The sequence below is a fragment of the Acinetobacter sp. 8I-beige genome (genome assembly GCF_902505955.1).
GTDB lineage: Bacteria > Pseudomonadota > Gammaproteobacteria > Pseudomonadales > Moraxellaceae > Acinetobacter > Acinetobacter johnsonii.
This window is the reverse complement of sequence record NZ_LR732790.1, coordinates 1,058,096-1,083,425: the sequence shown is the minus strand read 5'-3', so window position 1 is coordinate 1,083,425 and position 25,330 is coordinate 1,058,096. Positions and strand designations below refer to the sequence as shown.

Here is a 25,330-nt window from a genome sequence, read left to right as displayed (position 1 = left end):
ATCTTTTTTAAACGTGCTTTGATCTTCTGTTTTAATGTTTTCACGACATTATTCGACATAGGATCCTCCTTTGGTTCAACTCCCTTTGATCGATTCTTCCTTGAAATGCCTTTAACATTCGTTCATGAAATAGCAATACGCCTAGCGTTGTTGCTGATCTGGGTTCGGTTGGTTTTGATTCGGCTGTTTTTGCTGGCCTTGATTTGGTTTGGGTTGTTGTTGCTGTTGTTGCTGGTCTGGTTGTTCTTGCGGTTGATTCGGTTGTTGTTGACGTTGCTGCTGATTGTTCTGCTGTTGATTTTGTTGATTAGCCATGAGACTACTCCTTTATCATCTGCCGTAACATTCGACAAAGACCACCATACATCACTCAGCTAAAAACCCAAGCTATAAGCTGTATCAAAGTACTTCATTGTAATTACATATATAAATTGTGGTTAAGAATCAACTCTCCTTTTTATTTAACCTTACCTATACTCACTGAAAGCACAAATCCTTTAACCTAGTTTTACATTGCAAACCTATTTCCAGAGCTATTTTCAACACAACAAAAGAAAACCCGCAGTATGTGCGGGCTTCTACCAATTCAGCTTAAAACTTATTCCATATTTGCAATGATAGCCTCTCCAAACTCCGAACAACGCAATAAGGTTGCATTCGGCATTAATCGCTCAAAATCATAAGTGACTGTTTTCGCCTCAATTGCCCCTGAAATCCCCTTAATGATCAAATCTGCCGCCTCTACCCAGCCCATATCTCGTAGCATCATTTCAGCAGAAAGAATAATAGAGCCTGGGTTGACTTTATCTTGACCGGCATATTTTGGCGCTGTTCCGTGCGTGGCTTCATAAACAGAAATCGCCCCACCAATATTCGCACCCGGCGCGATACCAATCCCTCCGACTTCAGCAGCCAGCGCATCAGAAATATAGTCACCATTCAGGTTTAAAGTCGCAATCACTGAATAGTCCGCAGGACGCATTAAAATCTGTTGCAAGAATGCATCGGCAATCACATCTTTAATGATGATGTCTTTACCATTTTTTGGGTTTTTAATTTTTACCCATGGCCCGCCATCAATGAGCTCACCACCGAAACGGTCCATCGCAAGTTCATAGCCCCACTCTTTAAACGCCCCTTCGGTATATTTCATGATATTGCCTTTGTGAACCAAGGTCACACTCGGCTTATCATTATCAATCGCAAACTGAATCGCTTTACGCACAAGGCGCTGCGTTCCCTCTTTCGATACAGGCTTAATCCCGATACCACAGTTATCTTCAAAGCGGATTTTAGTCACGCCCATTTCTTCTTTGAGGAACTTAATCACTTTCTTTGCTTCAGGAGAGTCGGCTTTCCATTCGATTCCTGCATAAATATCTTCTGAATTTTCACGGAAAATGACCATATCGGTCAGTTCAGGGTGCTGAACAGGTGATGGTACCCCTTCAAACCAACGTACAGGGCGTACACATACGTACAAATCTAATTCTTGGCGTAGCGCCACGTTCAAAGAACGAATGCCCCCACCGACAGGTGTGGTTAAAGGGCCTTTAATTGAAACCACGAACTCGCGTAACGCATCAAAAGTTTCTTCTGGCATATAAGAGCCATAAATTTTATTGGCTTTTTCACCGCAGTAGACTTCCATCCACTCAATCGAGCGTTTACCACCATATGCTTTTTGTACTGCAGCATCTACTACAGTTTTCATGGCTGGTGTAATGTCGACACCAATACCATCGCCTTCAATAAAAGGAATAATCGGTTGATTTGGAACATTTAATGATAAATCTGCGTTTACGGTAATTTTACTACCATCCGCAGGAACGATGATCTTCTGATAACCCATTTTGCAGGCGCTCCCTTTTATTATAATTAGCAAATTTAAAAAATAATTGCCGATAGACAATACTTTCCACTCTTCTTATCGCATAATAGCTTAATCGAATTCCGCTGTTTTTGAGATTTATACGAGAAATAACTACATTTCTCTATTAAATAAATCTTGATATTTCTTATTTTATGTAATTACAGAAGTTATTGACTATGAAAATCGTCATCCTGAATAAGCCCTATGACGTCCTCTCCCAGTTCCGTAAAGATGAAGCACATATGACGATGTCTGACTTTGTCAGCGACTCAACTTTACGATTGGCTGGTCGTTTGGATATGGACTCTGAAGGCTTGGTATTTTTAACCGACCATGGTGGTTTGAACCAATACATCACCAATCCTGCCAATAAAAAATTTAAAACATATTTGGTTCAAGTTGAAGGTGATGTCACTGAAGAAGCCCTTGAGCAGTTGCGTAAAGGTGTGGAACTTAAAGATGGTATAACTTTACCTGCTGAAGCATCTAAAGTTGAACAACCTGAGTGGTTATGGGAGCGTGATCCTCCTGTACGTTTCCGTGCGTCTGTGCCGACTTCTTGGGTCGAAATTTCAATTTGTGAAGGCCGTAACCGTCAAGTACGTCGTATGACTGCTGCTGTAGGTTTTCCTACTTTACGTTTAATCCGTACTAAAATTGGTGCAATTGATTTGGTTCAAATGGGTTTACAACCGGGCGAAACCAAAGAAATCGAGCCACTTTTATACCCTGACTTTCAAAACATTCCTGCTGAAGAACCTTATCGTTCACGCTCTTATGTGAAAAAACCAGGTGGTACCGGTGGTAAACCTATGGTTCGCAAGAATAAAGATGGTTCTGTGAAAAAGTCAGGTACAAAGCGTATTTGGCAAATGGACGAAAACGAGAAGCCAAAACGTAAAACTAATGGTACTACACGCCCCAATGCAAAAGCGCCACGTGGTCGCGGACGTAATGGTCGTTAAGATTTGATTGTTTTAAAGCCCACGTCAGTGGGCTTTATAAATTTAATAGATTATAAATTTGATCTATCTCTGCAAGTGAGAAATATCTTTTAATTTGTGTCCAATCCTTCTCAGCCTTGCGAAATCCAGCAAAGATTATTGGCTCTTTTCTATAGCTCGATTGGTCTTTTGAAACATGTATACTATTTATTTCATAAAAATACGGTTCTCTACAAATTATTTCAGCGACTTTATCAAAATAACTTGGGTTTATATTCCAACCATAACCATTGTAGTCAATACATGACTTGTCTAAAAATTTTACATCCGCTTTATATTTCTCAGCATCCTTATATAAATCTTCAACTTGAACATAGTCAAACTCATAAGAATTTGGCTTTAACACCATTTGATAATATTTAACACCCCTGCCTTTTAAAACCTGCATGACTTGCTCTTGACACACTTGAGATAAATGATCAGGTAATTTTGCATTATCTTCATGCAAATCTTGCAATTTTTTCGGCATTCTTAAACCAAAATAAATTGCTTTTACTGCCTTAAAGTCATATTCAACCTTACCAAAATGATCCATGATTACTCTTATTTCATCTTCATGCTGCCATCTTTTTGATTTGGATCCAGATGTAAGCTGTAAAATTTTAATGACATCACTCTGAACACCAATCAAGTCACCGAAGGTTATTTGAGGAATACAACGCTCATATAAAACATCAAAAGAGCCAGCAATTTTGGTCAATTCACCTAATTTCTCTAAATCATATTCAATAGAGAAACCTGTATGAGAATTTGCATAATATGCCCAAAGGAGCTCATCTAAAACTGTCTTACTTAGAGAATAAATACCCACATTTTCTTGTATTTGTGTAAATAAAGTAAAAAAACTTTCAGAAAGCAATTTTGTAGAAACAGAACTCATGCTAGCTAACTGTGCTAAAGTTTGTTCAATACCTGCTACATCAAATAAATTTTCACATGGATCGTTAAGTTTAGATGGATGCGGAGCATAAAAATAATCTTGTTCTAATGACTCTAAATCACGTTTTGAGCCATATCTATATTTATAAACTTTCATCTACTTTTTCTTCTTTAAATCTAAATCCAATACGTTTTACATTAATTATATATTTATTAAAAAAGCCGACGCATTCGCATCGGCTTTTTTTACGTCATCGGTAATTTTACCGATTTAGTTTTGACTTAAATCGCTTCAAGTGTCGCGTTTAAAGTTTCGCTTGGACGCATTACAGCATTTACTTTAGCTGTATCTACAGCATAGTAACCACCGATGTCAGCAGCTTGACCTTGAACTTGAGCAAGTTCAGCAATGATCTTGTCTTCGTTTTCAGCAAGTGCTTTCGCAAGTGGAGCAAACTTCGCTTTCAACTCAGCATCTTCATCTTGTGCAGTAAGCGCTTCAGCCCAGAACTTCGCTAAATAGAAGTGGCTGCCACGGTTATCTAGCTCGCCTGTACGACGTGATGGAGACTTGTCGTTATCAAGTAATTTGCCTGTCGCTTGGTCTAAAGTCTTCGCAAGAAGTTTCGCCTGAGCGTTATCTTCTTTAATGCCTAGCTCTTCTAAAGAAACCGCAAGCGCCAAGAACTCACCTAAAGAATCCCAACGTAAGTGGTTTTCTTCAACAAGCTGTTGTACGTGTTTAGGCGCCGAACCACCCGCACCAGTTTCGTACATACCACCGCCCGCCATTAACGGAACGATAGACAACATTTTCGCTGAAGTACCAAGTTCCATAATTGGGAACAAGTCAGTCAGGTAGTCACGTAAAATGTTACCCGTTACAGAAATCGTATCTAGGCCACGCGCTACACGTTCAAGTGTATAACGCATTGCACGTACTTGAGACATGATCTGAATGTCTAAACCAGCAGTGTCGTGGTCTTTCAAGTATTTTTGTACTTTCTTGATCACTTCATTTTCGTGCGGACGGTATGGATCTAACCAGAAGATTGCTGGCATACCCGAGTTACGAGCACGGTTTACTGCAAGTTTTACCCAATCTTGAATCGGTGCATCTTTCACCTGACACATACGCCAGATGTCACCTTCCTCAACATTTTGAGTCATCAACACTTCGCCAGTTTCTAGGTCAGTGATGTTTGCAACACCCGCTTCAGACATTTCGAAAGTTTTGTCGTGCGAACCGTATTCTTCAGCTTTTTGCGCCATCAAACCAACGTTAGGCACAGTACCCATCGTACGTGGATCGAAGTTACCATTCCACTTACAGAAATTGATCATTTCTTGGTAGATACGCGCAAAAGTTGACTCAGGCATTACCGCTTTACAGTCATAAGGTTTGCCATCAGCACCCCACATTTTACCGCCACCACGAATCATTGCAGGCATTGAAGCATCTACAATTACGTCGTTTGGTGAATGGAAGTTTGTGATGCCTTTCGCCGAATCAACCATTGCAAGTGCAGGACGGTGTTCTTGGCAAGCGTGTAAGTCTTCAATGATTTCTTCACGTAAAGATGTCGGTAAAGTTGCGATCTTCTCGTAAAGACCAGCCATACCGTTGTTTACGTTAATGCCTAGCTCATCGAACAATTTACCGTGTTTTTCAAAAGCATCTTTGTAGTAAATTTTCACACAGTGACCGAAAACGATCGGGTGTGAAACTTTCATCATGGTTGCTTTAACGTGTAAAGAGAACAAAATGCCCGCTTCTTTACAATCATCAAGTTCTTTTTCATAGAAATCGCAAAGCGCTTTCTTGCTCATGAACATTGAGTCGATGATTTCGCCGTCTTGAAGTGCAACTTTTGACTTCAGAACAATCGTTTCACCAGACTTGGTGATGAGTTCCATTTTCACATTACGTGCACGGTCTAAAGTCATCGATTTTTCACCGTGGTAGAAGTCGCCTTCATCCATGTGAGAAACGTGAGTTTGAGACCATTGCTTCCACTCGCTCATAGAGTGCGGGTGTTTTTTCGCATAGTTTTTCACTGCAGCTGGTGCACGACGGTCAGAGTTACCTTCACGTAATACAGGGTTTACAGCTGAACCAAGACATTTGCCATAGCGTGCTTTAAGCGCTTTTTCGTCTTCAGTGGTTGGGTTTTCAGGATAGTCAGGAATCGCGTAGCCTTTTGATTGAAGCTCTTTGATACATGCTGTTAACTGAGCAACAGAGGCACTAATATTCGGGAGTTTGATGATATTAGTATCTGGATCTTGGGTAAGACGACCTAGTTCTGCAAGATTGTCTGGGACTTTTTGCTCTTCTTTTAGGTATTCAGAGAATTCTGCGAGAACACGTACGGCAACAGAGATATCAGTTTTAACGATCTCTACACCAGCAGGTTTAGTAAAGGTCTCAATGATCGGCAGTAGCGAATAAGTCGCTAGCAATGGCGCCTCGTCGGTCAGTGTGTAAATGATGGTTGACTTTCCACCAGCCATATATAGCCCCTTGCGTTAGATTGAGTTTTTTAGGGTGATGAGCTTTTGGCTCAACCCCTGCGAACCGATGTGCTTGAATAAAACCCTGAAAGTATCGTCCCTCAGGGCTTTACAGTCAACGTAATATCCAGTGATAACGACATTTCGCCAGAAAATACCACTACAGCCTTCGTTTTTCAAAATCACGTCTTTCCACAAGGCTTTAGCTTTTGCTTACTAAATAAACAATTTTTTAGCGAAATGTGTTATTTAACTCATTTAAACGACAACATCAGATACTTTTCACATAATACAGTCTTCAAATCCTTTTTATAGTCTTATAGCCCTACATGCATCAGAATGACTTTTTTCAGCACTAAATTTAAATCGGCAGAGCCATTCAACATGCTGCAGCTTAAATATTGATACATAAACCCTCTATGCGTACTCCCCCATTTTTACATTTTTAAACCTATGATTTTTATATGGTTGGTTAAACTGAATCTTTTTTCTGCAACGGTAAGGGTCAATTCAATGCTAAAAATGCTGCTTCCGCTCATTGGACTTGGTTTTTCTTCTTGGTGTTTTGCTCAAAATCCATTGAGCGTACATGTGCTGAATTTGGAAAATGGTCTCCCTTCTGCCAATGTCAAAGTGACACTTGAAGCCCAACAAAATGATAAATGGACAGAAATCAGCTCAAGTACGACCGATGACCAAGGTCGAATCAATGATTTATATCCCAAAGATACGGCCTTACAAAAAGGTGTATACAAAGTTACCTTTAAAACAGGTGATTGGTTTCGCCAAAAAAATCAGCGCTCATTCTTTCCTGAAGTGCCCGTGGTGTTTGTAATTGATGGCTCATTAGATCATTACCATATCCCTCTGTTAATTAGCCCATATGGCTATTCAACTTATCGTGGTAGTTAATGCTCACAAATAAGCGCATATAAAAAACCGATGCCTAAGCATCGGTTTTTATCTCAACAGAATCAAATAAAGAGGTTTGGGGACTAAGCCTTGAACCACTTCTCTGCTTTCGCTTGGTCTTCAACTTTCAATTCAACTTCCGTCAGCTCTGAGCCAGCAGCTTTTACGTCAAAGCTCATCAACTCATCACGGCGGAATGCCAAAATGCTATATATATCTTCTTGCTTGGCATACTTTTCTACCAATTTCGCCGTTGCTTTGAGACCATCAATCGCAATGATCACATCATGGGCAGAAAGGCCAGCTTGAGCAGCAGCACCATCACGACGTGCGCTTTGCACCAACACGCCTTCTGGCTTATCTACAAGCTTTAAACCTAACGGCAATGACTTATCATTTTTCAGGCTATAACTTAAACCAAACTCAGGGAAAAGTTGATCCAGCGGCAACTCATCTGTGGTGTTAATTAAGTGATTGATTTGCTCAATCCAGTTATCACCCGTCAGCTCATTACACAACTCTACAATTGTACGCTCATGTACTTGTATGCCCTTTTGCGCGTTCTCATAAAGTTTACACATAAGCGCGTCTAAGCTTGAACCACGTAAGCGCAAACCTAAGTCTAAGCATAGTGCAACCAAACAGCCTTTGTTGTAATAGCTGGTGCCTGCATTGTTCGAGTTTTCATCCTGACGGTAAAATTTAACCCATGCATCGAAGCTAGACTCAGACACAGACTGAACAAAACGACCTGGATTTTGCAAATAGCGATCAATCTGAGTTTTGAGCAGTTTAATATATGAGGCTTGGGAAATCACACCACTACGTAGCAAAATCAGGTCATCATAATAAGACGTGAAACCTTCAAAAATCCAAAGCAAAGAGGTATAGCCTTCTTTATTTAGATCATAATTGACAAAGTTTTCAGGACGAATGAATTTAACCAACCATGAGTGGAAGTATTCATGACTACATAAACCTAAGAAACGTTGATAGTCTTCAGACGGCTCTTCAGGCTCGTTAGCTTTTGGTAAGTCTTCACGTGGACTAATCAAGCTGGTTGAATTTGGATGCTCCAAACCACCATAACTATTTGCTGTCGCCATCGTCATAAAGGTGTAGTTTGAAAATGGTGCTGAGCCGAACATTGAAATTTCTGTTGCACAGATTTTTTCAATGTCTTGCTGCATACGTGCAGCATTCATGGCATGTTTACCTGACACCACAAACTCGTGTGGAATGCCCTTGGCTTCAAAACTAAAACGAGTCTGCTCTGCCAACTCAAATGGTGCATCAATCAGCTCAGCATAGTTTTTGGCTTTTAAGGTAAAGCGACCTTTAACGAGGCTTTTTGAAGCCATACCAGTAGCCAATTGGAAGTGTTTTAGCTCATCAGGAAGGAACAATTCAACTTCAACTGCTTTGTCCTCTTGACCCTCCAAACCTAAGCAAGCACATGCAGGGTTTACATATAAACGGGTTTGATCTACATACGCACCGCGCACCGATAGATCATAGGCATAGACATCATACTCAACCGTAATCAGTTCATGGTCGGTATTAAAAAGACGCCATTTATTCTTTTCAAATTTTTGAATTTCTAACAAACGCCCTTCTTCATCATAAGCACGAACCGACTCTATATGCTTTGAGAACTCGCGAATGAGGTAACTACCCGGAATCCAAGTCGGCAATGAAAGTACCTGTGTTGGGTCTGCTACAAAACGTAAAGTCACGTGTATAAGGTGCTGACGATAATCGTCAAATTCGATCTGATAATGCAACATAATGGGCGATACAAAATAAAATGAAATGAGTTATAACTTAGCTTAGCATTATTTACGCCAGTTTTGCGTCACAGTCACATTTGTCTGCATTTTTGACTGGTCATTGAGGAAAAAAAGGCATAGCATTTGCAGCTGTTTTAGGTTTAAAAGTCACGGAATGGCTTGGTTAGGGAATTTCATTGAAAGCTGTCATCTACTTCATCGCTACACTCTTCGCCTTATGTTCAAGTTTTACTCAAGCGGCATTGCTCAATATTGTTCCTGAAACAGTTGAAGCTCAAGCTTGGACAGTTTTTGACAGCCAATCGGGGCAAGTCATTGCAGAGCATAATAGTCATGTTCAACGTGCACCCGCTTCGCTCACCAAAATGATGGTGGCTTATATTGCACTCAAAGAAATCAATGCAGGGAAGCTCAATAAGAGCGAAATTCTTACCGCAACACCTGTGGTCAGTACGGTGATGTGGGATGAATCCCAAATGTACTTAAAACAAGGTGAACAGATTTCTGTGGATCAGCTTCTAGCTGGTTTAGTGGTCATGTCTGCAAACGATGCAGCAGTGACTTTAGCGGAACGCATCTCGGGTGATATTCCAAACTTTGTTGCACGAATGAACCAAGAAGCCAAAGCACTAGGAATGACTGAAACTCATTTTCAAAACCCTGCGGGTATCACCATGCCAGAGCACTATTCAACCGCACATGATTTAGCGCTATTAGGCCAAGCCTTGGTGAATGAAACGCCAGACTATTTATACTATTCAAAACAGCAAAGTTTTAGCTACAACCAACGCTTTCACCGTGCAACCAATATTCTGTTAAAACAAGACCCGACAGTAGATGGCTTAAAAACAGGTTATACCAAAGCAGCGGGATACAATTTAGCACTGACAGCAAACCGCCCGACCATGAATCCAGACAATCCAAACCGTCGTTTGGTGGTGATTGTATTGGGTACAGAAAGTGCTGCAAAACGCGCTGAAGTTGCACACAACCTCATGAATTTGTCTTATACCTATACTCGTAACGAAGTTGCACTGAAAGATAAGCAAATTATCGCAGAACTGCCTGTAGTTAAATCGACATTGAAAATGTTCAAAGTGGAAAGTAAGCAACCGAAAATTGTGACCACATCATTGTACGATCAACCATATGCCATTGACTTACATGCCTTTGACCAGACCAACCAACGCATTATGCTCAATACAGGCAATGGCACTATACAACGCATTAATCCATTAGAGTCCACAAAAACGCATTTCAATATTGAAGTGTTGCAAAACAAGCTGACCGCTCCGCTGGCTGAAGTGATGCAACTGGCGAAAGTGCAGGTCTATCAAAACAATCAGCTCATTCAAACGTTCACCATTGAAGAAGATGTACAAATTGAAGAAGCCAATATTTTCCAGCGACTGATGTTTTGGTTCAAAAGCTTGTTTCCATTTTTATCAAGTGATGAACCTAAAGTAAAAACCTACACACTCGGTTAAGTTCGAGCAGGATCCCGAGTTTTATACTTTATGTAACTTGTAAGACAATCTAATTATCAATAAATCAAGAAGATGGCATATTCAATGTCATCTTCTTTTTTTTAATAATAAATAGGTTGCTTCATATGGCTGTACAAACAGAACAAGTGCCACACCATATTGTCATTATTGGCGGTGGTGCTGGTGGTCTAGAGTTAGCAACGCAACTCGGTGACAGCTTCGCAAAATCCAAGTGGGTGAAAATCACCCTCGTCGATCAAAACCTCACCCACATCTGGAAACCCTTACTCCACGAAATTGCGGCAGGTACACTCAACCCAAGTGTTGAAGAAATCAATTATTTTGCACATGCTTCTAAACATCACTATGAGTTTGTTTTAGGTCGTTTTGTCGGCTTAGACCAAGAACATAAACAAGTAAAACTTGAAGCACGCCAATATACCAAACAAAGCACCGAAACCACACAGTTTGAACTCGACTACGACACCTTAGTCCTTGCAGTCGGTTCGACCTCTAACGACTTTGCGACCGAAGGCGCTAAACATTACTGCCATTTCCTTGACAGTCGCCAGCAAGCTGAAATTTTCCAACAAGACCTTCTACATTTGTATTTGGATGCACAAAACCGCCCCGAAACACGCGCACTCAATATTGCGATTATTGGTGCAGGTGCCACAGGAGTCGAGCTTGCTGCCGAATTGGTTCATGCGAAAAGTACCTTTTTTAAATACGGTCTCAATAAAATTGACCCAAATAAAGTCAAAGTGACCTTGATTGAGGCAGCGGATCGCATTCTTCCCGCCCTATCCACCAAAATGGCAACACACACACATACTCAATTGGAAAAGCTTGGCGTTGAAGTCCTCACCCATCACCGTGTTGCCAAGTTAGATAAAGATCATGTCTATTTTGCCGACGGCTCACAAATCGATGCCGATCTAAAAGTTTGGGCAGCGGGCATCAAAGCACCTGTCGTTTTAAATGCGCTTGAAGGCTTTGAAAAAGATGCGATTGGACGCCTTAACGTCTATGCGACTTTGCAAACCCGTTCCGACCCCAACATTTTTGCCTTTGGTGATTGCGCTCACTGCCAGCCCGCAGCCGATGAACCAGTCCTTGGCCCACGCGCTCAAGTGGCCAGTCAACAAGCGGCCTTTTTGGTTCGAGCGCTCAAAGCGCGCATTCGTGGTCAGTCTTTGCCGATGTTTAAATTTTCTGACAAAGGTTCTTTGGTTTCCCTCAGTCAATACAAAGCTGTCGGCGAACTACTGGGCCAAGTCAATGTGCAAGGCGTGCTGGCAAAAACCATGTATGTTTCTTTATATCGACTCCATCAGGCCACCTTACATGGCTATACCCAAGCTGGGCTGATGACCGCAAAAGACCTGATGAATAAAAAAGTCGGTCCGAAAATAAAATTGCATTGAAATCTAAAAATGCGTCCCCACTAATAAAAAAACGCCATAAGAACGTGGAAAATGCAGTTTTTTTGCTAAATTTAGTCTACAAAAGCTGCTTTTCACTTTATGATATACCCCTTAAATTCTAAATGAATGGACGAAAAACATGACTGCTATCGCAAATGATCACGTGGTTTCTTTCAACTACAAATTGACTAACGCTGAAGGCGAAACGCTAGACCAATCACAAGGTGAACCACTTGCATATTTGCACGGCGCAGGTAACATCATCCCAGGTTTAGAAAATGCATTGCTAGGCAAAACTGTAGGTGAAAAATTCACTGTTACTGTTCCTGCTGCTGAAGGTTATGGCGAATACAACCCTGAACTCGTTCAAGAAGTTCCAGCGCAAATGTTCCAAGGCGTAGACAACATCCAAGCGGGTATGCAGTTCCAAGCTCAAACTGATGATGGCGTTCAAATCGTAACTGTAAAAGCAGTTGAAGGCGAAAACGTAATTGTTGATGCGAACTTCCCACTTGCTGGTCAAGACTTAACTTTCGAAGTTGAAATCGTAGAAATCCGCGACGCAACTGAAGAAGAATTACAGCACGGCCATGCGCACGGTGCTGGTGGTCACCACCACTAAGATTTAACAATCTTAAAAAAAGGGCGAAAGTTTAACTTCCGCCCTTTTTTTTATTTTTGCATACTTGATCATTCGCGACGTATTTGAAAATCTGTAAATCTTTGCTGTTCTGAAGCAAGTTCTACGATGACCACATCAGTGACTACCGCATGAGTTGGCCCGACTTTAGCGAGATTCACCAGTTCGGCAACCATACCATCACCACCCAAAAGCAACGCTTCAACTGCACCTGAAGCCAGATTCTGTACATAACCCTTTAAACCTAAAGCAACAGCATATTGTGCAAACCAGCGTCGATATCCAACACCCTGAACTTTTCCCGATATGGTCAGTTTTACTACTTTCATACTGTATGCTCTCGGTTCACGACCGTATAAATAGCCTGACTCATTTGCTGCGCTTGTAAACCACGCTCACCTTGTTGAGCCAAAAGATCGCCTGCTTGGGCATGTAAGGTCACAATTTGATGTAACGCAATGTCATCTTGCAACTGTGCTTTTAAACTGGCAATCATGCCTGCCAATACATCACCCATTCCACCTGTTCCCATTCCCGGATTACCTGCGGTACAAATCCAAAGTTGCGTATCTAAAATCAAGCTTCCCGAACCCTTAAGCACCCATTGTCCTGCATATTTTTTTTGTAAAGCATAAATAGCTGCAATACGGTCGGACTCCACCACTGAGGTACTGATACCGAGCAAAGTCGCGGCCTCCCCAGGATGCGGTGTTGCGTACACCTGTTTACCGAGTTTTACTGGCGTTGAAGCCAAAAACCATAAAGCATCCGCATCCAATACCACCTTTAAAGTACTAGTTTGAATGAGTGGAAACCATGCATCAAACTGCTGCTGAGCCCACGAGTCTCTTCCCAACCCCATACCAAAACTGACTGCATCCACATGTGCCACCAACGCTTCACGCTCTTGGAGCGACATTTGGTTAATATCGCGCAGCATAATATTGGGTGCACGAGCTAAAATTGCAGTATGGTGTTTTGCATCACATACCACGGTCACCTTGCCAGCACCCGCATGAAAGGCAGCTTCAGCGGCTAACATCACCGCACCACCCATCTGTGCATGTCCCCCAATCACCAGTACGTGCCCATAGCTTCCTTTATGTCCAAAGGCTTGACGCGGTACAAGCTGCATATGCTGTGGAGCAAGCGAAGCTAAAGGTTTTAAAGCACTGTCTACGGGAAGTACCGAAATAAGCTCAACGACTCCTGCATAAGCTTTACCCTGCCCAGTAAATAAACCCGCCTTTAGGCCGAGAGCCGTAAAAGTATAATCGGCGATAACTGCACAAGGTAAAGCTTGCCCTGTGTTGGCCTGTAAACCACTTGGAATATCAACCGCAATTTTTAAACCTGTTTGACTATTGATCTGCTGAATCACTGCCTGCCAGTCTGAACTGAGTTCACGGTTTAACCCAATGCCAAACAAAGCATCAATATACGCATCATAAGGGCGTTGAAAAGCAAAACCGGTATGAATCATTATTCCCTTTTTCACGACCGCTGCATGTGCTTGTTGTAGTGATACAGACTCTCCCAAAGCAGCTGCATAAATTTCAACGTCATAACCTTGCGCGGCTAGATACGATGCAATCAAGTAACCATCACCTGCATTGTTGCCTTGACCACAACACACCGCAACGCTTTTGACCTGCTGCTGTTTAAGCCTAGGCAGCACCTGTTCAGTTGTTGCCCATGCGACTTGTTGCATCAGCCCATAAGCACTATTTTGCTGCGCGAACCAACGCCCTTCCCATGCTTGAATCTCGCTGCTGTGGTACACTTGCTGATGCATGATTTTTCCTTTGTTCTTGGTTATGACAACATCCACATCTTCCTCAAAAATCCCTGTAGATCAATATGATCCAGAGCAGCTTAAGGCTTGGATTAAAGCTGAAGCATTGGCTTTAGGATTTTCTGATTGTGTCATCGCCAAACCAGATGCTCAAGTTGAATTGCCGCGTTTTAAAAAATATTTAGAACTTGGTTATCATGGTGACATGCATTTTCTTGCTGAAAACTTAGAAAAACGCGCAGATCCAACCCTACTTGTTCCGGGCACCAAAAGCATTATTTGTGTGCGTATGGATTATTTGGTTGCCGTTCCTAAACCACGTCTTGTTCCTTTTGCACCAAATAGCGCCATCATTGCGCGTTATGCACGCGGTCGTGACTATCACAAAGTCATGCGTGGGCGTTTAAAGACCCTTTCTCAGAAGATCAAAGCCAAAGTTGGCGATTTTGAATCTCGCCCATTTGCAGACTCGGCACCCATTTTTGAAAAATCATTGGCTGAAAATGCAGGGATGGGATGGGTCGGTAAACACACCTTACTCATTCATAAAACATCAGGCTCATTTTTTGTTTTGGGTGAGCTCTTTACCTCTTTAGAGCTACCTTTTGACCAAGCCACCACCAAACACTGTGGTTCATGTAGCGCTTGTATTGTTATTTGCCCGACCCAAGCCATTGTTGAGCCTTATTTATTAGATGCGCGTAAATGCATTGCCTATTTAACTATTGAGTTTCAAGGCATTATTCCTGAAGAACTACGCCGCGGTATTGGTAACCGTGTGTTTGGTTGCGATGACTGCCAGCTCATTTGCCCGTGGAATAGCTTTGCCAAAACCACACCAATTGATGATTTTAACCCGCGTCATGGTTTGGATGACATTAAACTAATTGACCTTTGGCAATGGGATGAAAACACTTTTATGGCAAATACAGAAGGGAGTCCCCTACGTCGTACAGGCTACCAAAGCTTTATGCGTAACGTCGCGATTGGTCTAGGTAATGCACCATTTTCAGATGAAATATTGCAGCAATTACAAGCTTCTCGCCCAGAGCTTAACGATATTGTGCAAGTCCATATTGACTGGGCCATCCAAGAGCAACTGATGAAAAAGCACTAAAACTTGCTTCAAACAGACTCAATCAATAAAAGTTCAATCAAATAACCATTTGCTTGCATAATTTTATTTATTTTATCTATTTAGCTGCATTTTCAGTGTAACTCAAAATCCAAATAAATAGAATTTTGCGGCCAAATTTCCGAAAAAACGTTCAACTTTGCAACTATTTTTACAATCTCATAAAAAGATAAAATTAAAAACATAATCGGGAGATACTATTAAAACTGAGCAATAATGCCTTTTAAGTTGGCACGTTAAATGTATGATGTATACAAGTTAGAATTAAAAATGGATCGCCATTATGAACCTACGCAATGATTGGACGCGTGAAGAAATCGAAGCTTTGTATGATCAGCCCTTTCTTGATCTCGTCTTTCAAGCGCAGACCGTACATCGCCAACATTTCCAAGCCAACACAATTCAAGTCAGTACTTTACTGTCGATTAAAACAGGAAAATGTCCTGAAGACTGTAAGTACTGTTCTCAGTCAGCACGTTATGACTCAAAACTTGAAGCCGAAAAGCGAATTGCTGTAGACAAAGTGATTTCAGAAGCCAAAGAAGCTTTAGCCTCAGGCTCATCTCGTTTTTGTATGGGCGCAGCTTGGCGTAACCCACATGAACGTGACATGCCGTATGTACTAGAAATGGTTAAAGAGGTGAAAGCACTTGGTTTAGAGACTTGCATGACTTTAGGGATGCTGAATGAGTCTCAAGCTGGGCGTTTAAAAGATGCAGGTTTAGATTATTACAACCATAACCTCGACACTTCACGCGAGTATTATTCACATATTATTAGTACACGTACCTTTGATGACCGTTTAAATACCTTAGAATATGTCCGTCAAGCAGGCATGAAAGTGTGTAGCGGTGGTATCGTTGGTCTAGGTGAAAAGAAAGAAGACCGTATTGGTTTATTGCAAGAGCTTGCAACGATGCCAATTCACCCAGAATCTGTGCCAATCAACATGTTGGTTCCAATTGAAGGCACACCACTGGCAGATGTTGAAAAACTCGATGTGACGGAATGGATTCGTACCATTGCTGTTGCGCGCATTATCATGCCGCACAGCTATATCCGCCTATCTGCGGGTCGTGAAGCACTTTCTGACTCAGACCAAGCACTTGCATTTATGGCGGGTGCAAACTCATTGTTCTCAGGTGAGAAACTACTAACCACGCCAAATGCAGGCGAAGGTAAGGACCGTCAACTATTCACCAAATTAGGTTTAGTGGCAGAAAAGCCAAAACCAACGGTGGCAGACCTTAGCCTAGATGCCATGGCAAGCTAATTCCCAAGAGCTGCTAAGCACAAAAAAGCCCCTTATTCAGTATGGGGCTTTTTTAATGTCTATCTATTTAACCTTCAGGCGACCGAGCAAAATTATGCGCAGTAATTAAAATACCATAACTGGCATTCAGATAATCGCCTTGGAAGATCTCATCTTCACCATTGGCATGGCGTACAGTTAAGGTTTGGCGAATCGCGTCATAGTGAAAAGAATCAAAACACTCTTGATGCTGACACAGCCAGCTTAAGGTATCACTCAGATTATCATCAACAATATAAGTCTGTGCTTGAAAATTTTTAGTCATCATCCGAATACGCTAAACACTATTATTCGGCTATTGTAAGCCGTTCTGAGTCAATTCAGTCAAACTAAGCCATAAAAAATGATAGACATTAAAAAGTGAGCCTACGCTCACTTTTCCTTAAGATGATTAGTCGGTTTTAGAATCACCGCACTTTCGGCATTCCATATGCTCCCCTATTTCAGTCATTTGTTCATATTCATAAACGTGGATGCAAAATAATTTTTTAAACAACTGAAGCATTTTTAACTCCTGTAAATGATTTTTTAAAAATTCGCTTCTTAAAATAGGTATATCTTCCTGAAATACCCACAACTCATATCTCATGAGCTATACACAGTTTTAAACATACTTTTTATAAATTTCAAGTGCCTTTTGTCGAATAACAGCATAAAGTGATAAATGGTCATTTACTTTTTTAAATGATGCTTTTTATTTACTTATCGTTCTGCTTCACATCGCTTTTAAAAATGCGGCTGAGATTGAAACAATGCTTGATTTAAATTTGGATCAAGCTAGGATAAAAATACAATCAATGCTCAAAACAGATGTTTCGAGTAACCAATAAAGAGTTTGATAAAAAAGCAACGATAAGGATATTTATACATGCTTGGACGTATGATGTTTCAACCGCTATTAATTAGCAATCTTATTGATCACGCAGAACGCTACCATGCGGATACAGCCATTATTTCTAAAAATACAGACGGCAGTATCACTGAAACCAACTGGGCCAAAGTCGCAGCCAACTCTAAGCGATTTGCCAATGTACTCGCAGGCTTAGGGCTTTCGCAAAGTGACCGTGTGGCGACCATCGCATGGAACAATCATCGTCACCTAGAATCTTGGTATGCGATCTCTGGCAGTGGCTATATTTGCCACACCATCAACCCACGTTTATTTCCAGAACAACTTATTTTTATTATCAATGATGCCCAAGACCGCGTGGTGTTATTTGATAAAACCTTTGCGCCACTCATTGCTGCGGTAAAAGCACATTTACCCCATGTAGAGCACTTTATTTGTTTAGATGCTGCAGATGACGTTATTACAGAAAAAATTGCCGATGTGAAATTTTATGATGACTTGGTCAGCAAAGAGTCTGAACAATTCACATGGCCAAGCTTTGATGAGCAAACCGCAAGCTCTTTGTGCTATACCTCAGGCACAACGGGAAATCCAAAAGGTGTGCTATATAGCCACCGCTCTACCATATTGCATAGTTTTGCCATCAGCCTACCTGACTCTCTTAATCTGTCTGCAAATGACATTATGTTGCCTGTAGTGCCAATGTTCCATGTCAATGCTTGGGGTACACCTTATGCAGCAGCTATGGTCGGTTGTACCGTTGTATTACCAGGGCCAGGCTTAGATGGGCCAAGTTTAGTGAACATGATTGATACGTATAAAGTCACTGTGGCTTTGGGTGTACCCACAATTTGGCAAGGTTTACTGGCAGCAGCTAAACAAACAGGCAGTCAACTGGCAAGTATGAACCGTAACGTTGTCGGTGGTTCTGCATGTCCACCATCCATGTTAGCGGCCTTTAAAAATGACTATAACTGCGACACCATCCATGCATGGGGCATGACCGAAACCAGCCCTCTAGGCTCTGCCAACCAACTTAAAGCCAAACATCAACAGCTCTCTGAACAGGAGCGTTTCCAGCTGCGCCTATCTCAAGGCCGTCCGCCTTTTGGCGTGGATTTACGTCTTACCGATGAAGAAAAAGGCAGCCATGAAATTGCCCGCGATGGTGAGCAGATTGGAAATCTACAAATTAAAGGGCACTGGATTATTGACAGTTACTTTGGTAAAGATGACTCTGCACTCACGACCGATGGCTGGTTTGACACAGGTGATATTGCAACCTTAGATGAAGACGGCTTCTTATGCATCAGTGACCGCTCTAAAGATTTAATTAAGTCTGGCGGCGAATGGATTTCATCGGTTGAACTTGAAAACCTTGCGATGGGACATTCAGACATTCTTATGGCAGCCGTTATTGCAGCTGAACATCCAAAATGGGATGAGCGTCCTATTGTCATAGCTGTGAAGAAACCCGATAGCACGGTCACTGAACAAGGTGTCTTAGACTACTATACGGACAAAATTGCGAAATGGCAGATCCCTGACCGTGTGATCTTTGTCGACAGTATTCCACTGAGCGGTACGGGTAAAATGCTAAAACGTGAACTCCGCGCCCAATATGGCCAAGTACTACTGGAACAAAATCCTGTTTAAGGTTGTGTAAAATAAAAGCCTGATCATATGGTCAGGCTTTTATTTATGTTCGGATAATTTAAATACCATCAATACAATTTATTTGAAAGCACATCCAATAAAGATGCTTTAAACACCTCACCATGCTTTAGATTTGGATAGATTAAAAATTTAGACTCTACGCCCTGCTGATCGAATATAGACAAAATTTCTCTATTTTTATTGATGCCATTTGCATCAAAATTAGCGCTTTGCTGTGCGCCAGTATGTATTAAAAGATCACCTTCCATCAGCCATACATGTTTTTGTGGCTCTTTGACTAATTTTACGGCTCTAATTTTTTGCATCATGCGCTCACCTGCCCAAGAAAGTGATGGACTTGCAGCAAAAAAATGGCTGAAATAACGCCCATCGAGCAAGCTATCAAGCACAAAAAGCCCACCATAGGAATGCCCCCATAACGCTCTTTTTTGCGCATCCAGCTTTACATTTTGCTCAACCCAAGGGGCGATGTCCTTCAAAATTACATTTCTAAACTCAGCACTTCCCCCGCTCATCCGCTCTGGATTTCTTGGATCTTGAGCGGGTTTGCCCGTTAATAAATCTGCTGGAGTATAATCAAGTGAACGAAAAGCTGTGGCAAATGGCAAATTGGTTTTATAACCAATGGCAACCAATACAGGGGCATCATTTGCATACAAAGACTTAAGTATTTCTTCATTCAGATGAGATATCGCAGCGTTTCCATCCAGCATAAAGACCGATGCATAAGCGTTCGGCGTCTTCTGTACTGTCTTTGGAATACCTAACCAAACACTATAAGTTTTATTTGGATCTGTAGTTGCAAATTCTTTAACTTTAAAACTGTAATATGCCGAGCCTATTTCTGCAATATTGGCAGGTAAAGGTTTCATTTCAGGTTTCGCATAAATACTTAAGCTGACACCCAAAATCAACAACGAGCCAAAAATTCGCGAAAGCACACCAGGAAAAGTCTTTTTATAAAGATGAGTCATTTTTCGTATATACAGCCATGAGATGCCAAAGCTTAACATATTATAATAGTTATCATTATCAATTAAACACATCTTAATTATCTCTCTGTCATGACGTACATCTCATCGATTAAATAGACTACATTTTCTTTGACCACGCACTCCGAAAGATGATTTTTCCTTTTTATACGGATTCAGCAAATCTAGCAAATACCCTTCCAGCTTTTTTTATCCATAAAAAAAGCCACCGCACTATGACCGTGCGATGGCTTTATCGACACAATCAAAAGACTTAAAGCTTTTTCCATGTCATGCTGCTCAAACCTTTTGCATCTTTTGCTGAGGCTTGTACCTTCATCTGATCTTTACCTGTATTTAACTGCGCAGTATTGATGTTATACACACGGCCATCTTGAGGATTCAGCCATTGGCCTTTTACGAATTTTTGACCTGTTGCATCACCCATTAATCCATTCAGCACTTGCATACCAAAAATCGGTTTATCCTTAAGCCCACCCTGACACTTACTGCACACATCACTTACAGGCGCCCCAGCCAAAGGATAGTACTTGGTCACCACAGCGCTATATTGTGCTGTTTTAGAATTCTTACGAATCACAATATCTGAAATGTAATACCCTGTCCGATCATCAATCACTTTCCACGTTCCAATAAGCGGATCAAATGGCATGGCGAAAGCAGAGTGAGATAACCCCAAAAACAGTGCTGATGCACACAAAAACTTATGTTTCATAAAGTAAATTACAATAAAAATGAAGAAATGAACGGTCGAGATTATAGCAACTCTATTCTTTTATTTATCGATTATTTCATTAAAATTAAATATTTATATGAATTAAGCTGTGAGAAGCATCAACAAAAAAATTGCATATAAAAAAGCCTCCGAAGAGGCTTTTTTATAATGTATCAGAGCTTCATATATTAAGCCGCTGAACGTTCCTCAATTGGCACCACTTTACGCAGTTCAGGCCCCGTATAGTCCGCACTTGGGCGAATAATACGATTGTCCGCACGTTGTTCCATCACATGCGCCGCCCAACCTGTCACACGGCTCATCACGAAGATTGGTGTAAATAATTTGGTCGCAATGTCCATGAAGTGGTATGCCGATGCATGAAAGAAGTCTGCATTACAGAATAATTTCTTCTCACGCCACATTACTTCTTCACAACGTACTGAAACTGGGTACAGGACCGTGTCACCGACATCTTTCGCTAAGCGCTCAGACCAGATTTTGATGATGCCATTACGTGGATCATTGTCTTTGTAGATTGCATGACCAAAGCTTTCAGCATCATGGGTCATCTAAAATTACACATTCTATACTTATCCACATTTTCTATGGATAACCCTATGGGTAAATACTTTTAACTTGGTGCTAAGCTACATTTAAGTAAGCCAAAATATTTTTAAGTCTAAACAGATTATTTTAAATAATCCCTTAACAAAGACTTCAATGACCATAGCCCAAAACCAAGAGATAAAAAAGCCCAACATTTAGTTAGTCGGGCTTTAGACTGATCAAATAACAGTCTTAAACTTCAGTTGGATTGGTCAGTTCCGTCATTGGCCAACGTGGTGTAGTCGTCACAGCCAAACCATCTTGCTGCCCTGCTTTTAAGCGCTGATAACCAGCAAAAGCAATCATAGCGCCATTGTCCGTACAAAGTGCAGGTTCAGCATAGTAAACCTGAGCACGAATCTTGGTTAAATCTGCTTCCAAACGTTCACGTAAACGTTCATTGGCACTCACCCCACCTGCGATCACTAAGCGTTTTAAACCTGTTTGCTTCAACGCTTTCACAGATTTTTTAACCAAGGTATCTACGATGGCTTCTTGGAAACTCGCTGCAATATCCGCATCACGGTTTTCGTCACCTAATTTTTTCATTTGCACAGATACGGCTGTTTTTAAACCACTAAATGAAAACTCCAAACCTTGATGCAGCATTGGACGTGGGAAAGCAAAGGCATTCGGATCACCTTGCTCAGCCAGTTTTGAAATATTTGGGCCACCTGGATACGGTAATCCCATCATTTTCGCAACCTTATCAAAGGCCTCACCTGCAGCATCATCAATCGACTCCCCCAACAATTCATACTGCCCAATACCATAGGCAGCCATCAGTTGAGAATGTCCACCTGAGACCAAAAGTGCTACAAAAGGAAATTCTGGCGGTGTTTCCGATAAAAGTGGTGCCAACATATGCCCTTCCATATGATGCACACCAATTGCAGGTTTATTTAAAGCAAAGGCCAAAGTTCGACCAAACAGCGCACCTGTCATCAGCGCGCCCATCAAACCTGGGCCACGCGTATATGCCACGGCATCAATTTCAGATTTTTTTACACCACTTTCTTCAAGCAGTTGATTCATCAATGGAATCAGCTTACGCACATGGTCACGCGATGCCAACTCTGGTACCACACCACCATACTCTGCATGCAGTTTAATTTGGCTGTACAGCACTTGCCCACGTAAACCCGACTCGCTGTCATAAAGGGCAAGTCCTGTTTCATCACAAGATGTTTCTAAGCCTAAAACGATCATTAAACTGCCTATAACCTGTATCAAATCTATTGCGTGAACCATTATAGACTTGTGGTATGAGATGTAAATGAGTAAAATACTGACCTTCACTTGTGATCAGGGCAATGTCGCCCAGATCTTATCCATAACTTAATGAGGATTCTTCATGCCACAAGTTAAATTGAAAGAAGGCGAACCAGTAGACGTAGCTATCCGTCGTTTCAAACGTTCATGCGAAAAAGCGGGCGTTTTAGCTGACGTTCGTAAGCGCGAATTCTACGAGAAACCAACTCAAGAACGTAAGCGCAAAAAAGCTGCTGCTGTTAAACGCTACCAAAAGAAATTGGCGCGTGAATCAGTACGTACTACTCGCCTTTACTAAGATTAATTTGTGATTGACTGCCTGGACTAAATAATGACTACTTTAAAAAGCCAAATAACTGAAGTTTTGAAAGCCACTATGCGTGCTAAAGAAATGGATAAGTTAACGGTAATTCGTGGTCTACAGGCGGCAATTAAGCAAATCGAAGTCGATGAGCGCAAAGAACTTGACGACGCTCAAGTTCTTGCGGTCATTGAAAAACAAATTAAACAACGTAAAGAATCGATCAAAGCCTTTGAAGGCGCTGGTCGAGAAGATTTAGCTAGTAAGGAACAAGCCGAACTTGAGGTTTTATCTCAATTTCTACCAGAAGCTATGACTGAGGAAGAACTTGATTCCATGATTGCGCAAACGATTGCAGCGCAAGAAGCTACTAGCATGAAAGATATGGGTAAGGTGATGAATTCTCTGCGTCCGCTCATAGCCGGGCGCGCCGATCCTTCTCAAGTTTCAGCAAAAATTAAAGCAAAACTGGCTTAATTTAAAAATCTTTAAATCGATTACGTTGAACTGACCTTAAAAAGGCAGTTCAAAGTTCTACTTTATATAAAAATTATTATTATTCTTTTTATTTTATCTATTCATTCTCAGCTTTAAAACAACTCCTGATTTATCTCTGTTTTACCCCTCTATTTGCAATACCACTTTTCTAAGCTCTAAATTGTCGATCCTTTTGCATTTGGGTTAAACGCGTTTTAATGGTCGCTGACATTGATCCATTATCTTTCGCTAAACGTTGAGCATGCAATAAAGATTTAATCGCCTCTTCTTCAAAGCCCGACCAAAACTGCACTTCAGCCCGGTAGCGCAAAACATTAATGGTACGCATTGGTGACTTTTTATCTAAACTCGCTGCTTGCTGCATCATTCTCCACGCATTCACATCACGCGGATTATTTTTCAAAAACCGATTGAGTACATGCTGCGCAAGCTCAGGTCGATTCTGACGTATATAAACTTCAGCCAATTTATAATTTAAAGCCCGATTTTCAGGCATGATGCTCGCAGGTGATTGGATCACGGTAAGAGCTTCATTCACCCGATTTTGTCCAAGTAAAATATCAGTTTGAATCAAGATTTGTAGATTATGTAATTTCTGATGCGACTTGGCCTGATCTAACACTTGTTGAGCAAGCTTATAGTCACCTTGTTTAAGGTAAAAACTGGCCAAAGCCAGTTGTGCTGCATAGCTGTTACGACTCACCAACATCTGTAGTTGCTGTTCTGTCGCCTGATTCGAGATCACCGCGGTATACAGCTTCAAGATTTCAAAGTCTTCATCACGCCAAGTAGATTTCACTTTAGGCAACTGATTCGCTCTAAGTCTCGCTTCACTCATTCGCTCAGTCGTGAGTGGGTGTGTGAACCAAAAGTCAGGTAAAAAACTCACTCGACTGGTTGCACGGTGCATCACTTCAAAAAAATCAGCCATACTTTGTGGGTTATAACCAGCGCTATACATGTACTGCATTCCTATACGGTCAGCTTCACGCTCTTGGTTACGACTATAAGACAACTGCTTGTCCATGAGTGCGGCTTGCGTACCAACCATGACTGCAGAACCGACATCACCATCAGCTTGAGACGCAACCAAAGCACCAACCAAAATCCCTGCCAGCGCGAGTAACCCCTGCCCCTTAAACGCCTCTTGTGAGCGACTGTAATGACGCTGTGTGACGTGGGCAATTTCGTGCGCCATTACGCCAGCAACTTCATCCATATTATTGGCATTGGTAATCAAACCAGCGTTTAATGCAAACAAACCACCCGGAACTGCAAAGGCATTAATTTGCGGGTCATTAATGACCACCAGACCAATCGGTTGACCAAGTTGGGTTTGACTCAAAATGCTTGAAAAAGCATTCATCAGTTGATCTTCTAGCCACGGATTTTGCGTAACAGGTAGCTGACGCTGTACTTCACGATAAACTTTTTCACCAATATAGCGCTCATTATATTGATCAATAAAACCTATACCCGAACCAATCTCAGGCACATTGAACTGTGGGGCATTCGTAAGAAATTGACCTTCTGCAAAACCAACAGTCGAAATAAGACTTAAACTGCACGCACACAGAAAACGCTTCAACCCTCACCCCGACTTTATTTAAAGGAATCGAATGACTATAACATTGATAATTGAATGAAA

Annotated in this window: 22 protein-coding genes and 1 pseudogene; 10 read left to right on the top strand and 13 right to left on the bottom strand. The window is 41.5% G+C overall.

The window, feature by feature from the left end; translation table 11 throughout:
* Positions 1 to 141: 141 nt before the first annotated feature.
* Positions 142 to 315 carry a hypothetical protein gene (locus GVX98_RS16735; protein WP_004696738.1) on the bottom strand — a complete coding sequence of 58 codons (174 nt, stop codon included), beginning with the start codon at positions 313 to 315 and terminating at the stop codon, positions 142 to 144.
* A gap of 283 nt (positions 316 to 598) precedes the next feature.
* A complete protein-coding gene (icd, locus tag GVX98_RS05135) occupies positions 599 to 1,852 on the bottom strand; it encodes an NADP-dependent isocitrate dehydrogenase (RefSeq protein ID WP_005401098.1) in 1,254 nt (417 codons plus the stop codon).
* Between the two features lie 197 nt (positions 1,853 to 2,049).
* Here icd and GVX98_RS05130 point away from each other — a divergent pair, with 197 nt between their 5' ends.
* On the top strand, positions 2,050 to 2,838 hold the full coding sequence (locus tag GVX98_RS05130) for a pseudouridine synthase (protein WP_159127430.1): 789 nt from the start codon (positions 2,050 to 2,052) through the stop codon (positions 2,836 to 2,838).
* 34 nt (positions 2,839 to 2,872) lie between these two features.
* On the opposite strand, the gene GVX98_RS05125 is transcribed toward GVX98_RS05130, so the two are convergent.
* Positions 2,873 to 3,913: a DUF2971 domain-containing protein gene (locus GVX98_RS05125; RefSeq protein ID WP_159127429.1), complete on the bottom strand. Its 1,041-nt coding sequence runs from the start codon at positions 3,911 to 3,913 to the stop codon at positions 2,873 to 2,875.
* Positions 3,914 to 4,038: 125 nt separating this feature from the next.
* Positions 4,039 to 6,270 carry an NADP-dependent isocitrate dehydrogenase gene (locus GVX98_RS05120; RefSeq protein ID WP_159127428.1) on the bottom strand — a complete coding sequence of 744 codons (2,232 nt, stop codon included), beginning with the start codon at positions 6,268 to 6,270 and terminating at the stop codon, positions 4,039 to 4,041.
* A gap of 513 nt (positions 6,271 to 6,783) precedes the next feature.
* On the opposite strand from GVX98_RS05120, the gene uraH reads away from it, so the two are divergent.
* A complete protein-coding gene (uraH, locus tag GVX98_RS05115) occupies positions 6,784 to 7,182 on the top strand; it encodes a hydroxyisourate hydrolase (RefSeq protein WP_058951816.1) in 399 nt (132 codons plus the stop codon).
* A gap of 83 nt (positions 7,183 to 7,265) precedes the next feature.
* Here uraH and GVX98_RS05110 read toward each other — a convergent pair whose 3' ends face one another.
* On the bottom strand, positions 7,266 to 8,969 hold the full coding sequence (locus tag GVX98_RS05110) for a M61 family metallopeptidase (protein WP_159127427.1): 1,704 nt from the start codon (positions 8,967 to 8,969) through the stop codon (positions 7,266 to 7,268).
* Between the two features lie 179 nt (positions 8,970 to 9,148).
* Between GVX98_RS05110 and GVX98_RS05105 the strand changes: the two genes are divergently transcribed.
* From GVX98_RS05105 to slyD, 3 genes are all read left to right on the top strand, one after another.
* Complete coding sequence (locus tag GVX98_RS05105) at positions 9,149 to 10,459, top strand: D-alanyl-D-alanine carboxypeptidase PBP6B (RefSeq protein ID WP_159127426.1); 1,311 nt, start codon at positions 9,149 to 9,151, stop codon at positions 10,457 to 10,459.
* A 125-nt stretch (positions 10,460 to 10,584) separates the two neighbouring features.
* Complete coding sequence (locus tag GVX98_RS05100) at positions 10,585 to 11,886, top strand: NAD(P)/FAD-dependent oxidoreductase (protein ID WP_159127425.1); 1,302 nt, start codon at positions 10,585 to 10,587, stop codon at positions 11,884 to 11,886.
* Between the two features lie 139 nt (positions 11,887 to 12,025).
* The gene (slyD, locus tag GVX98_RS05095) at positions 12,026 to 12,508 is read left to right on the top strand and encodes a peptidylprolyl isomerase (protein WP_004696728.1); all 483 of its coding nucleotides are present in this window, start codon (positions 12,026 to 12,028) and stop codon (positions 12,506 to 12,508) included.
* A 68-nt stretch (positions 12,509 to 12,576) separates the two neighbouring features.
* On the opposite strand, the gene GVX98_RS05090 is transcribed toward slyD, so the two are convergent.
* A complete protein-coding gene (locus tag GVX98_RS05090) occupies positions 12,577 to 12,855 on the bottom strand; it encodes an acylphosphatase (RefSeq protein ID WP_004981777.1) in 279 nt (92 codons plus the stop codon).
* Positions 12,852 to 14,321 carry an NAD(P)H-hydrate dehydratase gene (locus GVX98_RS05085; RefSeq protein ID WP_159127424.1) on the bottom strand — a complete coding sequence of 490 codons (1,470 nt, stop codon included), beginning with the start codon at positions 14,319 to 14,321 and terminating at the stop codon, positions 12,852 to 12,854. Before GVX98_RS05085 ends, GVX98_RS05090 begins: the two co-directional genes overlap by 4 nt.
* Positions 14,322 to 14,343: 22 nt before the next feature.
* On the opposite strand from GVX98_RS05085, the gene queG reads away from it, so the two are divergent.
* On the top strand, positions 14,344 to 15,438 hold the full coding sequence (gene queG, locus GVX98_RS05080; RefSeq protein WP_159127423.1) for a tRNA epoxyqueuosine(34) reductase QueG: 1,095 nt from the start codon (positions 14,344 to 14,346) through the stop codon (positions 15,436 to 15,438).
* 301 nt (positions 15,439 to 15,739) lie between these two features.
* On the top strand, positions 15,740 to 16,729 hold the full coding sequence (gene bioB / locus GVX98_RS05075; protein ID WP_004981788.1) for a biotin synthase BioB: 990 nt from the start codon (positions 15,740 to 15,742) through the stop codon (positions 16,727 to 16,729).
* Positions 16,730 to 16,796: 67 nt separating this feature from the next.
* Here the strand turns inward: bioB and GVX98_RS05070 are convergent, their stop codons facing one another.
* Positions 16,797 to 17,033: a hypothetical protein gene (locus tag GVX98_RS05070; protein ID WP_159127959.1), complete on the bottom strand. Its 237-nt coding sequence runs from the start codon at positions 17,031 to 17,033 to the stop codon at positions 16,797 to 16,799.
* Between the two features lie 603 nt (positions 17,034 to 17,636).
* Between GVX98_RS05070 and GVX98_RS05060 the strand changes: the two genes are divergently transcribed.
* The gene (locus GVX98_RS05060) at positions 17,637 to 19,274 is read left to right on the top strand and encodes a long-chain-fatty-acid--CoA ligase (RefSeq protein ID WP_159127422.1); all 1,638 of its coding nucleotides are present in this window, start codon (positions 17,637 to 17,639) and stop codon (positions 19,272 to 19,274) included.
* 68 nt (positions 19,275 to 19,342) lie between these two features.
* Here GVX98_RS05060 and GVX98_RS05055 read toward each other — a convergent pair whose 3' ends face one another.
* From GVX98_RS05055 to tsaD, 4 genes and pseudogenes are all read right to left on the bottom strand, one after another.
* On the bottom strand, positions 19,343 to 20,269 hold the full coding sequence (locus tag GVX98_RS05055) for an alpha/beta hydrolase (RefSeq protein ID WP_159127958.1): 927 nt from the start codon (positions 20,267 to 20,269) through the stop codon (positions 19,343 to 19,345).
* A 271-nt stretch (positions 20,270 to 20,540) separates the two neighbouring features.
* Positions 20,541 to 21,002, bottom strand: coding sequence for a DUF2147 domain-containing protein (locus GVX98_RS05050; RefSeq protein ID WP_159127421.1), 462 nt, complete (start codon positions 21,000 to 21,002; stop codon positions 20,541 to 20,543).
* A gap of 188 nt (positions 21,003 to 21,190) precedes the next feature.
* Positions 21,191 to 21,553 (bottom strand): annotated as a pseudogene (locus GVX98_RS05045) (citrate/2-methylcitrate synthase); the annotation flags it as partial.
* Positions 21,554 to 21,803: 250 nt separating this feature from the next.
* On the bottom strand, positions 21,804 to 22,820 hold the full coding sequence (tsaD, locus tag GVX98_RS05040; RefSeq protein WP_004982201.1) for a tRNA (adenosine(37)-N6)-threonylcarbamoyltransferase complex transferase subunit TsaD: 1,017 nt from the start codon (positions 22,818 to 22,820) through the stop codon (positions 21,804 to 21,806).
* A gap of 145 nt (positions 22,821 to 22,965) precedes the next feature.
* On the opposite strand from tsaD, the gene rpsU reads away from it, so the two are divergent.
* Positions 22,966 to 23,181: a 30S ribosomal protein S21 gene (gene rpsU / locus GVX98_RS05035; protein ID WP_001136722.1), complete on the top strand. Its 216-nt coding sequence runs from the start codon at positions 22,966 to 22,968 to the stop codon at positions 23,179 to 23,181.
* A 33-nt stretch (positions 23,182 to 23,214) separates the two neighbouring features.
* The gene (locus GVX98_RS05030; RefSeq protein ID WP_004982206.1) at positions 23,215 to 23,661 is read left to right on the top strand and encodes a GatB/YqeY domain-containing protein; all 447 of its coding nucleotides are present in this window, start codon (positions 23,215 to 23,217) and stop codon (positions 23,659 to 23,661) included.
* Positions 23,662 to 23,830: 169 nt separating this feature from the next.
* Here GVX98_RS05030 and GVX98_RS05025 read toward each other — a convergent pair whose 3' ends face one another.
* Complete coding sequence (locus GVX98_RS05025) at positions 23,831 to 25,270, bottom strand: M48 family metalloprotease (RefSeq protein WP_159127420.1); 1,440 nt, start codon at positions 25,268 to 25,270, stop codon at positions 23,831 to 23,833.
* Positions 25,271 to 25,330: the final 60 nt, after the last annotated feature.

Excerpts from the sequence above, each read along its gene's own strand:
- uraH (WP_058951816.1), top strand. The coding sequence starts at position 6,784 with ATGCTAAAAATGCTGCTTCCGCTCATTGGACTTGGTTTTTCTTCTTGG.
- GVX98_RS05060 (WP_159127422.1), top strand. The coding sequence starts at position 17,637 with ATGCTTGGACGTATGATGTTTCAACCGCTATTAATTAGCAATCTTATT.
- GVX98_RS05085 (WP_159127424.1), bottom strand. The coding sequence starts at position 14,321 with ATGCATCAGCAAGTGTACCACAGCAGCGAGATTCAAGCATGGGAAGGG.
- bioB (WP_004981788.1), top strand. The coding sequence starts at position 15,740 with ATGAACCTACGCAATGATTGGACGCGTGAAGAAATCGAAGCTTTGTAT.
- GVX98_RS05090 (WP_004981777.1), bottom strand. The coding sequence starts at position 12,855 with ATGAAAGTAGTAAAACTGACCATATCGGGAAAAGTTCAGGGTGTTGGA.
- GVX98_RS05120 (WP_159127428.1), bottom strand. The coding sequence starts at position 6,270 with ATGGCTGGTGGAAAGTCAACCATCATTTACACACTGACCGACGAGGCG.
- rpsU (WP_001136722.1), top strand. The coding sequence starts at position 22,966 with ATGCCACAAGTTAAATTGAAAGAAGGCGAACCAGTAGACGTAGCTATC.
- GVX98_RS16735 (WP_004696738.1), bottom strand. The coding sequence starts at position 315 with ATGGCTAATCAACAAAATCAACAGCAGAACAATCAGCAGCAACGTCAA.
- GVX98_RS05130 (WP_159127430.1), top strand. The coding sequence starts at position 2,050 with ATGAAAATCGTCATCCTGAATAAGCCCTATGACGTCCTCTCCCAGTTC.
- GVX98_RS05055 (WP_159127958.1), bottom strand. The coding sequence starts at position 20,269 with ATGACTCATCTTTATAAAAAGACTTTTCCTGGTGTGCTTTCGCGAATT.
- GVX98_RS05110 (WP_159127427.1), bottom strand. The coding sequence starts at position 8,969 with ATGTTGCATTATCAGATCGAATTTGACGATTATCGTCAGCACCTTATA.
- slyD (WP_004696728.1), top strand. The coding sequence starts at position 12,026 with ATGACTGCTATCGCAAATGATCACGTGGTTTCTTTCAACTACAAATTG.
- GVX98_RS05050 (WP_159127421.1), bottom strand. The coding sequence starts at position 21,002 with ATGAAACATAAGTTTTTGTGTGCATCAGCACTGTTTTTGGGGTTATCT.
- queG (WP_159127423.1), top strand. The coding sequence starts at position 14,344 with ATGACAACATCCACATCTTCCTCAAAAATCCCTGTAGATCAATATGAT.
- GVX98_RS05070 (WP_159127959.1), bottom strand. The coding sequence starts at position 17,033 with ATGACTAAAAATTTTCAAGCACAGACTTATATTGTTGATGATAATCTG.
- GVX98_RS05125 (WP_159127429.1), bottom strand. The coding sequence starts at position 3,913 with ATGAAAGTTTATAAATATAGATATGGCTCAAAACGTGATTTAGAGTCA.
- GVX98_RS05030 (WP_004982206.1), top strand. The coding sequence starts at position 23,215 with ATGACTACTTTAAAAAGCCAAATAACTGAAGTTTTGAAAGCCACTATG.
- icd (WP_005401098.1), bottom strand. The coding sequence starts at position 1,852 with ATGGGTTATCAGAAGATCATCGTTCCTGCGGATGGTAGTAAAATTACC.
- GVX98_RS05100 (WP_159127425.1), top strand. The coding sequence starts at position 10,585 with ATGGCTGTACAAACAGAACAAGTGCCACACCATATTGTCATTATTGGC.
- tsaD (WP_004982201.1), bottom strand. The coding sequence starts at position 22,820 with ATGATCGTTTTAGGCTTAGAAACATCTTGTGATGAAACAGGACTTGCC.